This is a genomic window from Bradyrhizobium sp. cir1 (assembly GCF_014198245.1).
Taxonomy (GTDB): Bacteria; Pseudomonadota; Alphaproteobacteria; order Rhizobiales; family Xanthobacteraceae; genus Bradyrhizobium.
The window spans coordinates 14,480-29,309 of the sequence record NZ_JACIHE010000039.1; the positions used below are offsets into that span (position 1 = coordinate 14,480).

Genomic DNA, 14,830 nt, shown 5'->3' on the forward strand with positions numbered 1-14,830 from the left:
TTCCGGAAGCTCCCGATCCGAGGTTGAAGCTTGCCCGGCGAGACTGTATCTAGCGCGAAGGGCTTTCGAAGCGGGGTCCGCCGCTTACCGGGCGTGTTTCATTGGGCATGGGACATCCCTTCACTCATGCTGCGTCGGCGAATCGATAGGGCCGGGGCGGCATATCGCGCGAATGCCGCGAAAAGCTAGAAGGCGGGGATGGTCGATCTCTTCAGCATGTTCCGTCGGCGCCCCGCCAAGCGCGGCCGGCCAGGATTTGCACGTCAGGACATCACCGCCCTCGGTGACAGCGTCGGTGGTCTTGTGGCTAGCCCGGTGCGGGATGCGCCGATCGCCCGCGATCAGCCGATGCACGCGCCCGACCAGTTCCAAGGGGATTATCAAGGGGACTATCAGGTCGATTACCAGGCCGAGGCACCGCGTGCGCCGGCGGTCCACCCGGTCAGGGCTGCCGCCAAGCCGAACGGAGCCGGCGGGCCGCAGCTCCTGAAGCGGCCGGGCTTCCTGGCTGTGCATAGCGTGGAAAAGAGCTTTGGCAGCCGCCAGGTGGTGCGCGGCGTCAGCATCTATGTCCGCCGCGGCGAGGCGGTCGGCCTGCTCGGCCCCAACGGCGCCGGCAAGACCACCGTGTTCTACATGATCACCGGCCTGATCAAGGCCGATCGCGGCGCGATCGAGCTCGACGGCCACGACGTCACGAAACTCCCGATGTATCAGCGCGCGCGGCTCGGCATCGGCTATCTGCCGCAGGAAGCCTCGATCTTCCGCGGCCTCACCGTCGAGCAGAACATCCGCGCCGTGCTCGAAGTGGTCGAGCCGTCGCGCAAGAAGCGCGAGCAGCAGCTCGACTCGCTGCTAGACGAATTCAACATCACGCGCCTGCGGAAATCACCGTCGATCGCGCTATCCGGCGGTGAGCGTCGCCGCGTCGAGATCGCGCGCGCGCTGGCGACGCGTCCGAACTACATGCTGCTCGACGAGCCCTTTGCCGGCATCGATCCGATCGCGGTCGGCGACATCCAGGACCTCGTCCGCCATCTCACCAACCGCGGCATCGGCGTGCTCATCACCGACCACAATGTGCGCGAGACGCTCGGCCTCACCGACCGTGCTTACATCGTCTATGCCGGTGAAATCTTGACCGAGGGCAGCCCGGATGAGATCGTCGCCGATCCGGATGTCCGCCGCCTTTACCTTGGCGAGGAGTTCCGCCTCTAGCTTTTTTTTGCGCTACGTCAAGCCGTGTACATCGGGCTCAGACTAGGATAAGCAAAAATCGGACCAATTTTTTGGGAACGGTTCTTGCTTCATGGCGCTCACGCAGAGATTAGAGTTCCGGCAATCGCAGTCGCTGGTCATGACGCCGCAGCTGATGCAGGCGATCAAGCTGCTGCAATTGTCCAACCTCGATCTCACCACCTTCGTGGAAGAGGAACTCGAGCGTAACCCGCTGCTGGAACGGGCCAGTGACGAGGGCCCCGTGGGCGAAGCCCCGGCCGAGGCCGGCCAGTTCAGCGACAGCGGTGACTTCGGCGGCAGCAACGGCGACGAGCCGGGTGGTGGTTCGGGCGAAGCCTTCGAGCCCGGCCAGGAAGAATGGATGAGCAAGGATCTCGGCACCCGCGCCGAGATCGAGCAGACCCTGGATACGGGCCTGGACAACGTCTTCTCCGAGGAGCCGGCCGAGGCCGCCGCGCGCAACGCCCAGGACGCTGCGCCGACCACCTATACCGAATGGGGCGGCGGCGCCTCGGGTGACGAAGACTACAATCTCGAAGCTTTTGTCGCGGCCGAGACAACGCTGTCGGACCATCTCGCCGAGCAGCTCTCGGTCGCCTTCACCGCACCCGCGCAGCGCATGATCGGCCAGTACCTGATCGACCTCGTCGACGAGGCCGGCTATCTGCCGCCCGATCTCGGCCAGGCCGCCGAACGTCTTGGCGCGTCGCAGCAGGAGGTCGAGGACGTCCTTGCCGTGCTGCAGAAATTCGACCCGCCCGGCGTCTGCGCGCGTAACTTAAGCGAGTGCCTCGCGATCCAGCTTCGCGAGCTCGACCGCTACGATCCGGCGATGCAGGCCCTCGTCGAGCATCTCGACCTGCTCGCCAAGCGCGACATCGCATCCTTACGCAAGCTCTGCGGCGTCGACGACGAGGACATCGCCGACATGATCGGCGAGATCCGCCGGCTCAACCCCAAGCCCGGCATGAAGTTCGGCTCGGCCCGGCTCCAGACCATGGTGCCCGACGTCTATGTCCGCCCGGGTCCGGACGGCGGCTGGCATGTCGAGCTCAACAGCGACACCTTGCCGCGCGTGCTGGTCAACCAGACCTATTATTCCGAGCTGTCGAAGAAGATCGGCAAGGACGGCGACAAGTCCTACTTCACCGATGCGCTCCAGAACGCCACCTGGCTGGTGCGCGCGCTCGACCAGCGCGCCCGCACCATCCTGAAAGTTGCAACCGAGATCGTGCGCCAGCAGGACGGCTTCTTCACCCACGGCGTGGCGCATTTGCGGCCGCTGAACCTGAAGGCCGTCGCCGATGCCATCCAGATGCATGAATCCACGGTGTCGCGCGTCACCGCCAACAAGTACATGGCGACAAATCGCGGTACATTCGAGTTGAAATATTTCTTCACGGCCTCGATCGCCTCGGCCGACGGCGGCGAGGCGCATTCGGCCGAAGCCGTGCGCCACCACATCAAGCAGCTGATCGATTCGGAGGAGCCCTCCGCGATCCTGTCGGACGACACCATCGTGGAACGGTTGCGCGCCTCGGGCATTGATATTGCCCGCCGCACGGTCGCGAAGTACCGCGAAGCCATGCGCATTCCCTCCTCGGTGCAACGCCGCCGCGACAAGCAGAGCGCTCTTGGTAACGTCCTCTCCACCGCACTGTCCGATCGTTCCCGCAATACCGAGCCGGCCTGATTGCGCTCGCGCCAAATCGCGCTACTCTCAATCCCCCACCGAGACCGGTCCAAGCATGCGCATGATCCGGAAAAGTGCACAGTGGTTTTCCGAGCGGATCATGCGCAGGGAACATCCCGAGCTGCGATGATGCGTCATTGCAGCTCGGCGTAACCAAGCGAGGCATCACATGACCCTTCGAATTTCGGGAAAGAGCGTCAGCGTCGGCGAGGCCCTGCGCGGCCGCGTTGCCGACCGGACCGAAGAGGTTCTGCGCAAATATTTCGACGGCAATTATTCCGGCCACATCACGCTCTCCAAGGATGGCTTCGGCTTCCGCACCGACTGCGCGCTGCATCTGGATTCGGGAATAACGCTGGAGGCCGATTCGAACGCGCCCGACGCCTATGCCAGCGCCGACCAGGCTCTCCTGATGATCGAGAGGCGCCTCAAGCGCTACAAGAGCCGGCTCAAGGATCGCTCGGCCCGCAAGGCCCATGTCGCCAATGCGGCGCTGGCCGCGCTCGACGCCACGGCTTACGTCCTGGAGGCGCCTGGCGAAGGTGAGGACGAGGAGGAGATCACCGGCTACAGCCCCGTGATCATCGCCGAGGCAACCACCTCGCTGAAGCAGCTCTCGGTCAGCGAAGCCGTGATGGAACTGGACCTCAGCGGGGCACCCTGCCTGGTATTCCAGCATGGCTCCAGCGGCCGGGTGAACATCATTTACCGCCGCGCCGACGGCAATGTGGGCTGGATCGACCCGCCCGGAGCCAAGGCCGACGGCAAGGCGGGCGGTTAGGGGCCGGAATCGGGCCCCGTATCATCCGCAGGCTTTAACAATGACCGGGGCAAAGCCGCACGCAGGAGTTGGCACCGGGATTGCGTTGGAGTAGAAGCGCCCCACATCAGGATCGGGGCTAAGTCCCCCTCCTGCTTCACCTTCTTGACGCCGGCCCGGCGTGGTTTCTTTCCAAGCTGGCCAATTCGGAACCTGACGGTTTAATTCACCTCGGAAACCTTCCATGCCGATTACCGATCTGGTCGCACCCGAGGCGATTCTCCCGGCATTGAAGGTCAACAGCAAGAAGCAGGCCTTGCAGGAGCTTGCGGCCAAGGCCGCCGAGCTGACCGGGCAGAACGAGCGCTCGGTGTTCGAGGTGCTGCTGCAGCGTGAGAAGCTCGGCACCACCGCGGTCGGCTACGGCGTCGCCATTCCCCACGGCAAGCTGCCCAAGCTGGAAAAGATTTTTGGCCTGTTCGCGCGCCTCGATCGCCCGATCGATTTCGAGGCGATGGACGGCCAGCCGGTCGATCTCGTCTTCCTGCTGCTCGCCCCCGAAGGTGCCGGCGCCGACCACCTGAAGGCGCTCGCCCGCATCGCCCGCCTCTTGCGCGACCAGGACATCGCCAAGAAGCTCCGCGCCTCCCGCGACGCCCAGGCGATCTATTCGGTGCTGGCGCTGCCGCCGGCGACCGCGGCGTAAGCCCTCCCGCCCGTTCGAACCCGCGCCGCGCCGTCTGCGACTTATTTGCAGACGGCGCTGTCGATCGGATTCCGCACGCGTCCGACCGGCAGGGATTCCGCGCAGGAATTTTTAAGATATGAGTTGCGGTTCGATTGGCCGGGTTTTCGGTCTGCTTTGCTCCGTCACCATTGCCGCCACCGCCGTGGCCCGTGCTGACGAGGCGGCAAACGACCGCGTCATCGCCGAGAAGACCGAGATCATCGCGGCCGATCCGACCAACGCGGCCGCCTACGAGCTGCGCGGGGAAGCTTACTACCTCAAGCATGACTGGACTCGCGCCTTCGAGGATTGCAGCGCCGCGATCCGGATCGATCCGAATTTCGGGCGAGCCTACAATTGCCGCGGGCGTGCCTATTCGGCCAAGGGCGATCGGGATCACGCGATGGCCGACTACAACGAGGCCATTCGCCTCGATCCTGCTTACGGACCGTCCTACACGTCGCGCGCGGAGGAATATTTCAACAAGCGTAATTTCGATCTCGCGATCGCCGGCTTCACCGAGGCCATCGAGCGCAGCCCCAAGCAGGCTTACCGTGCGCTCGTCATGCGAGGACAGGTGTATGCGGCGAAGGGCGACACCGATCGCGCCGTCGCCGATTACACCGAGGCCATGCAGCGTAATCCGGCGGCCGCGTGGCCCTACGAGCTGCGCAGTACCATCCATCTCAACAAGAGCGAGATCGATGCAGCTCTCGCTGACTGCGACAGTGCCGTCCGTCTGGAGCCCGCAAGTGCCGGTGGCCACTATTGCCGGGCCATGGTGTTCCTGAAGAAGGACGATTTCGACGGCACCATCCGGGAGCTGGATGACGTCACCAGGATCATGCCGTCTTTCGAGAGAGCCTATCTCATTCGAGGCGTCGTCCAGCACAGGAAGGGCGACGACAAACGCGCCCTTGCTGATCTCGACGAAGCGATTCGGCTGCAGCCGGAGAATTCGGACGCCTACAAGGATCGCGCCGGTGTGTTTCGGGACATGGGACAGCACGATCGCGCGCTCGCCGACTACAACGAAGCGCTTCGACTCGATCCCAAAAGCCAGGATGTCCTGGTCAATCGCGGCCTTCTCTACATGATGATGTCCGACGCCAAGCATGCGCGCGCGGATTTCAACAGCGTGCTGGCGCTGCCGCCGACCGACAAATGGGCCGTCGACACGGCGCGCGAAGGGCTGGGCTTTGTGAAATGATGCGGGAGAGAGGCGCGCGCGGCCGCCTCACGCTCCGTCATTGCGAGGAGCCCTTGCGACGAAGCAATCCAGACTGCCTCCGCGGAAGGACTCTGGATTGCTTCGCTGCGCTCGCAATGACGGCGCGGAAACATCATCGCTTCCAAAATGAAACGGGCACGCCTTCGTGCGAAGGCATGCCCGTCAAAATTCTCTCCGTGCGACGCGCGCGTGCTCAGTGCACGCTCACCGCTTGCAGCTCGTTGCTCCAGGCGTTGGCGATCGCGGCTTCGCGGCTGTCGGTCAGCATGATCGGCGTGCCGTCGGCGGCGTGGAGCGCGAAGAGCTTGAGGCCCGGCGCGATCTTGGGCGCCTCGGGGAACAGGTCCGGCACGTCCTCGGAACGGATCTGCTTCACATAGGCGATATGGCCTTCGCCCAGGGTGGCAAGCGTCTCCGGAGAGACGTTCTTGGCTTCGTATTCGAACGCAACGTGACCTTCACTCATGGTCTCGACTCCTCTGACGAACTAAGCGGTCGAGTCCGCTACTCGTTCCATTATTCGTGCTCATTGATAGCGATTGTCTTAACGATCCTCTCCGGTTCAGGCCGGGCCAGGTCGATCGACAACAACCCGTTCTTCAGATCCGCACCCAGCACCAGCATCCCCTCCGCCAGCACGAAGGTGCGCTGGAAGTGGCGCGCGGCGATGCCGCGATGGATGTATTGCCGGGTCTTGTCGTCCTGCTGCCGCCCGCGGATCACGAGCTGGTTTTCCTCAATGGTTACATCGAGTTGGTCGCGCGTGAATCCTGCGACCGCCAGCGTGATACGCAGCCGCTCGGGCTGGCCGTCCGTGCGGTCACACCTCTCGATATTGTAGGGAGGGTAGCCGTCGGCGCCTTTGACGACGCGGTCGAGCACGCGCTCGATCTCGTCGAAGCCCAGCAGGAACGGACTGGATAACGTGGGAACACGAGACATAGTTTACAAAGTCCTCTCGAAGCGACTTTGGTGTTTCGGGGCCCGATCAAGGCACCCCTTGCTCAGCAATATGGGCATATCCCCGTGTAGGTTCAAGGACGTAGCCGGAGGCTGTGGATGGGCCGCTTCGCCGCCCACGGCTCTCTGCCATCGCACAAAATGCTTACAATTCGTCGTGACCCGAGAAGCGCAGGCAGGGCGAATCTGCGGGGCGATTTATCCCAATGAAAACAGACCCCGTCCTACTGTGCATGGGGTTGTTTTCGCGGTTGTGAACAGACGGCCATTCGGAGCCGGTCAGGCCTCGATCCGCTTCCGCCCGTCGCCGCTGAACAGATGCAGCTTCGCCCGCACCGCCGCGACGCGGATCTTCTGGCCGATGGCGGGGGCCTCGGTTCCGGGGATGCGGACGATGACCTCGCCGGGCGGCAGCTCGCCCGGGGTTGCGGCGACGCGCTGGTCTTCCTGCTCGCGGGAGCCGTAGACGAAGGTTTCCGCGCCGACGCGCTCGATGGCCTCGACTGTGAGCGGCAACGCGACGCCGCCGGCCGGGGTCTGGTCGGTGATCGCAAAATCTTCGGGGCGGATGCCGACGATGCCGGCTTCGCCTGCGGCCCCGCCGAGCTGGGACTTGATCTCCTCGGGCCGCGTCGACATCAAATTCATCGGTGGTGCGCCGATGAAGGAGGCCACAAAGGTCGTCGCCGGCTTCTCGTAGATCGCAAGGGGATTGCCGACCTGTTCGACCTGGCCGCCGTTCATCACGACGAGGACGTCGGCGAGCGTCATCGCCTCGAGCTGGTCGTGGGTGACGTAGATCGACGTGGTGTTGAGCCGCCGCTGCAATTTGCGGATCTCGACCCGCATTGCGATGCGCAGCTTGGCGTCGAGGTTCGACAGCGGCTCGTCGAACAAAAACACTTTCGGCTGGCGCACGATGGCGCGGCCCATGGCGACGCGCTGGCGCTGGCCGCCGGAGAGCTGGCGCGGCTTGCGCTCCAGCATGGCGGAGAGCTCGAGCACGCGCGCGGCTTCCTCGACGCGGGTCTTGATCTCGGCTTCGGCCATGCCGCGGTTGCGCAGGCCGTAGGCCATGTTGTTGTAGACGCTCATATGCGGATAGAGCGCGTAGTTCTGGAACACCATCGCGATGTCGCGATCGGCGGGCTCGATCTGGTTGACGACGCGCCCGCCGATGTCGATCTCGCCGCCGGTGACGGTCTCGAGACCTGCGACCATGCGCAGCAGCGTGGACTTGCCGCAGCCGGAAGGGCCGACCAGCACGCAGAACTGTCCGTCCGCGACATCGACGTTGACGCCTTTGATGGCCTCGAAGCCGCCGGTGTAGGTCTTGCGGACGTTCCGCAGGGTGACGTTAGCCATGAAAACTCACTTCTTACTTTTCCGTCTCGACCAGGCCGCGCACGAACAGTTTCTGCATGGCGACGACGACGAACACCGGCGGCAGCATGGCCAGCACGGCGGTCGCCATCACGATCGGCCATTCGGTCAGCGCGTCGGTGGTGGTGATCATCTTGCGGATGCCGACCTGGATGGTCTGCATGTCGTCGCGGGTGGTGATGAGCAGCGGCCAGAGATATTGATTCCAGCCGAGGATGAACAGGATCACGAACAGCGCCGCCATGTTGGTGCGCGACAGCGGCAGGAGCGTATCCCAGAAGAAGCGCAAGGGGCCGGCGCCGTCGATGCGCGAGGCCTCGAGCAGCTCGTCCGGCACGGTCATGAAGAACTGGCGGAACAGCAGCGTCGCCGTGGCAGAGGCGATCAGCGGCAGCGAAAGGCCCGCATAGCTGTCGAGCATGTGCAGGTCGGCGACGATCTTGTAGGTCGGGTAGATGCGCACCTCGACCGGCAGCATCAGGGTGATGAAGATGATCCAGAAGATCGACATCCGGAACGGAAAGCGGAAATACACGATCGCGTAGGCCGAGATGATCGAGATCGCGATCTTGCCGATCGCGATCGCCAGCGCCATCACCAGCGAATTGAGCATCATGTTGCCGACGGGCTCGCGGGTCGAGCCGCTCGTGCCGACGAAGATGGTCTGGTAGTAGACCTCGAAGAAGTGCCCGCCCGGCAGTAGCGACATCTGCCCGTTCGCGATCAGCGCGTTGTCCTGGGTCGAGGCGATGATCGCGATGTAGACCGGGAATGCGACGATCGCGATCCCGATCCAGAGGATGAAATGGGCGACGTAGCGCCTGATGCCCTCGTCCTCGACCATCAGTAGGTCACCTTGCGTTCGACGAAGCGGAACTGGACGCCCGTGAGCACGATGACCATGATCATCAGGATCACCGATTGCGCCGCCGAGCTGCCGAGATTGCCGCCGAGCAGGCCGTCCGAATAGACCTTGTAGACCAGCGTTACCGTCGACGTTCCGGGACCGCCGCGGGTCATGGTGTCGATGATGCCGAACGTGTCGAAGAAGGCGTAGACGATGTTGACGACCAGGAGGAAGAAGATGGTCGGCGACAGCAGCGGGAAAGTCACGGTCCAGAACCGCCGCATCGGACGCGCGCCGTCGATCGCGGCGGCCTCGAACACGCTTTTCGGGATTGCCTGCAGGCCGGCGAGGAAGAACAGGAAATTGTAGGAGATCTGCTTCCAGGCGGCGGCGAGGATGATGAGGCCGGCGGCCTGGTTGCCGTCGAGCAGCGGATTCCAGTCGATGCCGGCGGCGCGCAAGTAGCGCGAGATCACGCCGAGCGAGGGATGCAGCATGAAGATCCAGAGCACGCCGACCACGGGCGGCGCCACCGCATAGGGCCAGATCAGCAGCGTGCGGTAGAGCATCGAGCCGCGCAGCGGCTTGTCGGCCATCACGGCGAGCAGCAGCGCAAACGACAGCGACGACACCGCGATGGCGAACGAGAAGAAGAAGGTGCGGACGATCGCCGCGAAATAGGCGGGGTCCTTGAACAGCTCGACGTAATTGTCGAACCAGACGAAGCTCGTCGAGAGGCCGAAGGCGTCCTGGAGCAGGAAAGACTGGATCACCGCTTGCAGCGCCGGCCAATAGAAGAAAATCAGGACGATCGCGAGCTGCGGCGCAACCAGCGCGTAGGGCAATAGCTTTGACTGGAAAATGGCTTGCTTTTGCATGGTGTCAGCAGAAGCGGCAGGCCGGCATGCGGCCTGCCGCCGGTCGCCTTACTTCACGGCGGTCTTTTCGAACTGCCGCAGCATGGTGTTGCCGCGTTCGACGGCGGCATCCAGCGCCTGCTTGGCGGTCTTCTTGCCGGCGAGCGCCTGCTCGATCTCCTCCGACCAGACGTCGCGCAGCTGCACCATGTTGCCGAGGCGCAGACCGCGGGAATTGTCGGTCGGCTCCTTGTTGGTAAGCTCGATCAGCGGGGTCTCGAGATAGGGCTGATCCTTGTAGAAGCCTTCTTCCTTCGCCTTGGCGTAGGCCGCCTTGGTGATCGGCAGATAGCCCGAGGCCTTGTGGATGTAGACCTGACGATCGGTGTCGGAGAGGAAGGTCAGGAATTTCGCGACGCCCTTGTAATCGTCGGCCGGCTTGCCGCCCATGACCCAGAGCGAAGCGCCGCCGATGATCGAGTTTTGCGGCGCGCCCTTGGCGTCCGGATAATAGGGCATCGGCACCGCGGTGAAGTTGAATTTTGCCTGCGCCTTGACATTGCCGAAGAACGCCGAGGAGGTCAGGTAGATCGGGCATTCGCCCGAGGTAAAGCGGCCTTCGCCGGTGTTGGTGCGGCCGGCATAGTCGTAGACCTTGGTCTTCTGCAGCTCGACCAGGTTTTCGAGATGCTTGACCTGGAGCGGTCCGTTGAATTCGAGCACGGTGTCGAAGCCGTCAAGGCCGTTGGCCTTGCTGGCGAGCGGTACGTTGTGCCAGGCGGAGAGCTGCTCGAGATTGACCCAGGTGATCCAGGAGCCGGAGAAGCCGCATGTGTCGTGGCCGGCGGCCTTCAGCTTCTTGCCGGCCTCGAACACTTCGGGCCAGGTCTTGGGAATCTCGACATTGGCTTTTTTCAGCTCGTCGAGATTGATCCACATGACCGTGGACGACGAGTTGAACGGGAATGACAGCATCTCGCCCTTCGAGGTCGAGTAGTAGCCGGTGATCGCGGGCAGGTAGTTCTTCGGATCGAACTTCTCGCCGGTCTCGGCCATCAGCTTGTAGACCGGCTTCACGGCGCCGGTCGCGGCCATCATGGTCGCGGTGCCGACTTCGAACACCTGCATGATGTGCGGAGCGTTGCCGGCGCGGAACGCGGCGATGCCGGCGTTCATCGTGTCGGGGTAGTTGCCCTTGTAGGTCGGGATGACCTTGTAGTCGGTCTGCGACGCGTTGAAGTCGTTGGCGAGCTTGACGATCACGTCGTTGTTGGCGCCGGTCATCGCGTGCCACCACTGGATTTCGGTCACGGCCAGGGCCGGCGAGGCGCCGAGACCAACCGTGAATGCGACAGCTGCAGCCGCGCCAAAATGTCGAAGAGCCATCAAGAAAACCTCCCTTGCCCGTCACTAAAGAAGCGCTTGCGCTAGCAGCGCCATATGACGTTCACATGACTGTGTAAGCGGCCGAAACGAAAGCGGCAAGCGCTGGAAAAGGGAAGCCGTCAAATAGGCGAATGCGACGCGGACAGTCGCCGGCGTTCGCGCTGCACATGCGTGGGCGCGCCGCAGTGCGGCATTGGAGGCTGTGGAGGCGAGGGTCCCTAGCGCTTGCGCTCGGGACCGCAGACGGTGCCCTTTTCGACCATCGCGCCGATCTCGGCCTTGGAGTAGCCGAACTCGCCCAGCACCTCGGCCGCGTGCTGGCTGAATTTCGGCGGCAGGCGGCGCAGGCTCGGCTTGCTGCGATCGAGCCGGATCGGCGAGGCAACGCCCTTGTACCAGTCCTTCTCGATAATATCGCCGCGCGCGATCGTGTGCGGGTTCGTCAACGCCTGGTCGATCTTCTGCACCGGGCCTGCGGGCAGGCCGGCCGCGAGCAGGCGATTGCACAGCGGCTCGGCCTCGTGCTGGCTGAACACCGCGGCAAGCTCGGCGCGCAGCGCCTCGCGGTTGGCGATGCGGTCCTTGTTGCGGGCAAAGCGCGGATCGATGCCGAGCTCGGGCTTGCCGATCTCCTTGGCGAGCTTGCGGAAGGTGCCGTCATTGCCGACGCCGATGAAGATGTTGTCGGTCTTGGTCGGGAAGATCGCGTAAGGAACGAGGTTCGGATGTTCGTTGCCGGTGAGCGAGGGCGGCTTGCCATGCATGAAATAGTTCGCGGTGTGCGGATGCATGATGGCAAGGCCGGTCTCGTACAGCGTGGTCTCCAGGAACTGACCCTTGCCGGAACGCTGCCGCTCCGACAGCGCCATCAGGATGCCGATCGCTGCATAAAGTCCGGTGGTGATGTCGACCAGGGGCACGCCGATCCGCATCGGCCCGCTCTCGGGCGAGCCGGTCGCGGCGATCATGCCCGTCATGGCCTGGATGATGGCGTCATAGCCGGGATTGCCGCCGCGCGGTCCGTCAGCGCCGAAGCCGCAGATCCGGCAGTGCACGAGGCGCGGGAATTTCTCGCGCAACACCTCATTGCCGATGCCCCATTTCTCCAGCGTGCCCGGCTTGAAATTCTCGATCAGAACGTCGGCCGTCTCCAGCATCTTCAGCAGCACGATGCGGCCGCCTTCGGAGGCGAGGTCGAGGCCGATCGAACGCTTGTTGCGGTTGATGCCGACGAAATAGGCCGCATCCTCCTCGTGGAAGGGAGGGCCCCATTCGCGCACCTCGTCGCCTGCGGGCGGCTCGACCTTGATGACGTCGGCGCCATGGTCGGCGAGGATCTGGGTGCAGTAGGGACCGCCGAGCACGCGCGTGAGATCGATGACGCGCAGTCCGCTCATTGCGCCCAAAACGGCTTCAGTCATGCCTTCGCTTCCCCTGTGTCGATGATTGGATCACAGGCCTAGCGAGGTTTTTTTGCGCCAGCAATGGCGCGGGGCGTGGGGCTGTATGCGCCGCCGCGCGTCTATCCCGCGAGGTGGCAAATCAAGCGGAAGCGGCCGGCCCGAGGGGGATCCCGGGCCAGCCAATCCGCCGTTAGATCAGACGACCGTCAGGCGAACGTCGACGTTGCCGCGCGTGGCATTGGAGTACGGACACACCTGGTGCGCCTTCGCGACCAGCGCCTCGGCTTCCGCGCGGGCAAGGCCCGGCAGCGACACGGCAAGATCGATGTCGAGGCCGAAGCCGCCCTCCGAGCGCGGGCCGATGCCGACGGTCGAGGTGACGGAGGCGTCGGCGGGGACCTTCGGGCCGCCTTGCGAGGCGACGAACTTCATCGCGCCGATGAAGCAGGCGGCATAGCCGGCCGCGAACAGCTGCTCGGGATTGTTGCCGGCGCCGCCGCCGCCGCCGAGCTCCTTCGGCGTGGTGAGCTTGACGTCGAGCGCGCCGTCGAGGGTCGCGGCGTGGCCGTCGCGGCCGCCGGTGGCTTTTGCGCTGGTCTTGTAGAGGACGTTCACGGACATTTTCGTCTCCTCGGGTCTTCCGGGTTGGGGTGCGATCTCTATCGCAGGCAATTAGATTGTGCTCAATCTAAATTGGGGTGCCTCACATTTAATTGTTCGCAATTGAATGTGCCGCCGGCCGGCCCCAGAATGGAGCAAACGACGTGAGATTCTCGATGGCCCGGAAATTATCGGCGCTGGACCCGCAGCGCCTCGACAACCAGATCTGCTTCGCGGTCTATTCCGCCACGCACGCCTTCAACCGCGTCTACAAGCCGCTGCTCGACCGGCTCGGCCTGACCTATCCGCAATATCTGGTCATGCTGGTGCTGTGGGAGCGCGACGACGTGCCGGTCAAGGAGATCGGCGAAAAGCTGTTTCTGGATTCGGGTACGCTGACGCCGCTGCTCAAGCGGCTCGAAGCCGCCCATCTCGTCAAGCGCACCCGCTCGCACGAGGACGAGCGTCAGGTGCTGATCGCGCTGACCCCGCAGGGCCACGCGCTGAAGGAGAAAGCGCGCAGCGTGCCGCAATCGATCCTGGCGGCGTCGGACTGCTCGGTGTCGGAGCTGGTGGCGATGAAGGATGAGATCGTCGCGCTGAGGGATCGGTTGAATGCGGTGACTGGGGAGTAGGGGCGGTTAGAGGCGTTTCTTGGCAAAGGCGCGGCCGGACGCTGACTTCAGGTACTTCTCGAATGCGACGGCCTGCTTCTCGTTGCTGAACGCAATGTAGGTCTTGAGACGCCACGGTCCGTATTTCGAGGTGTGAGGGACCTCACCAGCATTGTGCTTTGTCAGTCGGGCGCGCAGGTCATCGGTGATCCCGACATAGAAGTGGAGGGAATCGAGGCTCTCAAGGATGTAGACGTACTTCACGGCACGCTCCCCAGTTGTCGAGGAGAGCTTACACTCGCTCTTGTTCTGCTGAAGCCCGGCTTCGCCGTACGGGGTTACGCCGCGGCAGCCTTCGCTACGAGGGGGCTTGCCGAGCCGAAGCTGGCGAACGAGCTATACGGATAGAGCCCGCCGTCGCCCTTCGGGCTATGGCGCGGCAGCCTTCGCTTGCTTCGCTACGATAGAGTTCGGCGTGGCTTGCCGAGCCGAAGCTGGCGAAGCCAGCGAAGGCTGGTGGAGCCAGGCGGGATCGAACCGCCGACCTCTTGCATGCCATGCAAGCGCTCTCCCAGCTGAGCTATGGCCCCTTAGTCCTTAAATGGGACGATCCCGGAGGATCCCCCACAGACCGGCGAGTCCTAGGTGACTCGCGCGGTGCACCCTTTTTCACAGATCAGGACTGATCTCAAGTCTCTTCATCACCTCCGACATCACCAATGATGTCGGTCACGTCCTCATCGCCCTCTTCTTCGTCTGCGATGAAGGTCGAATCATCATCATCGTCGTCGTCGAGGGTCTCGTCGACCTCGATATCGTCCTCCGATTCGGGCACGGCGGCCTTGACCTTGCCGGTGTTCTCCTCGGCATCGGCCTCCTCGAGCGACACCTCTTCGACCTCCGCCGGCTCCGGCGCGGTATCCGCTGTCGCGGCGTGCCGGGCTTCGGCGCCGCGGGGGACGCGAGCGGGCGCCACCGGGGCGATCGGCACCACCTCGCCGGTATAGGGCGAGATCACCGGATTCTTGTTGAGGTCATAGAATTTCTTGCCCGTGGTCGGGCAAATACGTTTGGTTCCGAGTTCGGACTTGGCCACGGCAGGAATCCTGGGAATGTCTGAAAAGCGGTGC

The 14,830-nt window shown here is 63.7% G+C and carries 16 protein-coding genes and 1 tRNA gene; 6 read left to right on the top strand and 11 right to left on the bottom strand.

The window, feature by feature from the left end; translation table 11 throughout:
- Window positions 1-198 precede the first annotated feature (198 nt).
- From lptB to GGD63_RS37705, 5 genes are all read left to right on the top strand, one after another.
- Window positions 199-1,218 carry an LPS export ABC transporter ATP-binding protein gene (lptB, locus tag GGD63_RS37685; RefSeq protein WP_183250061.1) on the top strand — a complete coding sequence of 340 codons (1,020 nt, stop codon included), beginning with the start codon at window positions 199-201 and terminating at the stop codon, window positions 1,216-1,218.
- A gap of 91 nt (window positions 1,219-1,309) precedes the next feature.
- Window positions 1,310-2,932, top strand: a complete 1,623-nt coding sequence (gene rpoN, locus GGD63_RS37690) for an RNA polymerase factor sigma-54 (RefSeq protein ID WP_183250062.1) — start codon at window positions 1,310-1,312, stop codon at window positions 2,930-2,932.
- A gap of 169 nt (window positions 2,933-3,101) precedes the next feature.
- A complete protein-coding gene (gene hpf, locus GGD63_RS37695) occupies window positions 3,102-3,713 on the top strand; it encodes a ribosome hibernation-promoting factor, HPF/YfiA family (protein WP_183250064.1) in 612 nt (203 codons plus the stop codon).
- Window positions 3,714-3,936: 223 nt separating this feature from the next.
- A complete protein-coding gene (ptsN, locus tag GGD63_RS37700; protein WP_008141251.1) occupies window positions 3,937-4,398 on the top strand; it encodes a PTS IIA-like nitrogen regulatory protein PtsN in 462 nt (153 codons plus the stop codon).
- 118 nt (window positions 4,399-4,516) lie between these two features.
- Window positions 4,517-5,629, top strand: coding sequence for a tetratricopeptide repeat protein (locus tag GGD63_RS37705; protein ID WP_183250066.1), 1,113 nt, complete (start codon window positions 4,517-4,519; stop codon window positions 5,627-5,629).
- Window positions 5,630-5,843: 214 nt separating this feature from the next.
- Here the strand turns inward: GGD63_RS37705 and GGD63_RS37710 are convergent, their stop codons facing one another.
- The 8 genes from GGD63_RS37710 to GGD63_RS37745 form a co-directional block, all read right to left on the bottom strand.
- The gene (locus GGD63_RS37710) at window positions 5,844-6,116 is read right to left on the bottom strand and encodes a DUF1150 domain-containing protein (protein ID WP_035704148.1); all 273 of its coding nucleotides are present in this window, start codon (window positions 6,114-6,116) and stop codon (window positions 5,844-5,846) included.
- A gap of 50 nt (window positions 6,117-6,166) precedes the next feature.
- The gene (locus GGD63_RS37715) at window positions 6,167-6,592 is read right to left on the bottom strand and encodes an Hsp20 family protein (RefSeq protein ID WP_024338612.1); all 426 of its coding nucleotides are present in this window, start codon (window positions 6,590-6,592) and stop codon (window positions 6,167-6,169) included.
- A gap of 297 nt (window positions 6,593-6,889) precedes the next feature.
- Window positions 6,890-7,975: a sn-glycerol-3-phosphate import ATP-binding protein UgpC gene (locus GGD63_RS37720; RefSeq protein ID WP_183250068.1), complete on the bottom strand. Its 1,086-nt coding sequence runs from the start codon at window positions 7,973-7,975 to the stop codon at window positions 6,890-6,892.
- A gap of 13 nt (window positions 7,976-7,988) precedes the next feature.
- Complete coding sequence (ugpE, locus tag GGD63_RS37725; protein ID WP_183250070.1) at window positions 7,989-8,837, bottom strand: sn-glycerol-3-phosphate ABC transporter permease UgpE; 849 nt, start codon at window positions 8,835-8,837, stop codon at window positions 7,989-7,991.
- Window positions 8,837-9,718 carry a sn-glycerol-3-phosphate ABC transporter permease UgpA gene (ugpA, locus tag GGD63_RS37730; RefSeq protein ID WP_183250072.1) on the bottom strand — a complete coding sequence of 294 codons (882 nt, stop codon included), beginning with the start codon at window positions 9,716-9,718 and terminating at the stop codon, window positions 8,837-8,839. Before ugpA ends, ugpE begins: the two co-directional genes overlap by 1 nt.
- Before the next feature lie 48 nt (window positions 9,719-9,766).
- Window positions 9,767-11,083 carry a sn-glycerol-3-phosphate ABC transporter substrate-binding protein UgpB gene (gene ugpB / locus GGD63_RS37735; protein WP_183250074.1) on the bottom strand — a complete coding sequence of 439 codons (1,317 nt, stop codon included), beginning with the start codon at window positions 11,081-11,083 and terminating at the stop codon, window positions 9,767-9,769.
- A 218-nt stretch (window positions 11,084-11,301) separates the two neighbouring features.
- Window positions 11,302-12,504, bottom strand: coding sequence for a CaiB/BaiF CoA-transferase family protein (locus GGD63_RS37740; RefSeq protein ID WP_183250076.1), 1,203 nt, complete (start codon window positions 12,502-12,504; stop codon window positions 11,302-11,304).
- 177 nt (window positions 12,505-12,681) lie between these two features.
- The gene (locus tag GGD63_RS37745) at window positions 12,682-13,107 is read right to left on the bottom strand and encodes an organic hydroperoxide resistance protein (RefSeq protein ID WP_018645071.1); all 426 of its coding nucleotides are present in this window, start codon (window positions 13,105-13,107) and stop codon (window positions 12,682-12,684) included.
- A gap of 155 nt (window positions 13,108-13,262) precedes the next feature.
- On the opposite strand from GGD63_RS37745, the gene GGD63_RS37750 reads away from it, so the two are divergent.
- Entirely contained in the window at window positions 13,263-13,721 is a 459-nt protein-coding gene (locus GGD63_RS37750) for a MarR family winged helix-turn-helix transcriptional regulator (RefSeq protein WP_183250078.1), read from the top strand.
- A gap of 6 nt (window positions 13,722-13,727) precedes the next feature.
- Here the strand turns inward: GGD63_RS37750 and GGD63_RS37755 are convergent, their stop codons facing one another.
- From GGD63_RS37755 to GGD63_RS37765, 3 genes are all read right to left on the bottom strand, one after another.
- Window positions 13,728-13,964: a GIY-YIG nuclease family protein gene (locus GGD63_RS37755; protein ID WP_183250080.1), complete on the bottom strand. Its 237-nt coding sequence runs from the start codon at window positions 13,962-13,964 to the stop codon at window positions 13,728-13,730.
- Between the two features lie 250 nt (window positions 13,965-14,214).
- Window positions 14,215-14,290 (bottom strand) — tRNA-Ala (locus tag GGD63_RS37760).
- Window positions 14,291-14,388: 98 nt separating this feature from the next.
- Complete coding sequence (locus tag GGD63_RS37765) at window positions 14,389-14,796, bottom strand: TIGR02300 family protein (protein WP_183250106.1); 408 nt, start codon at window positions 14,794-14,796, stop codon at window positions 14,389-14,391.
- Window positions 14,797-14,830 lie beyond the last annotated feature (34 nt).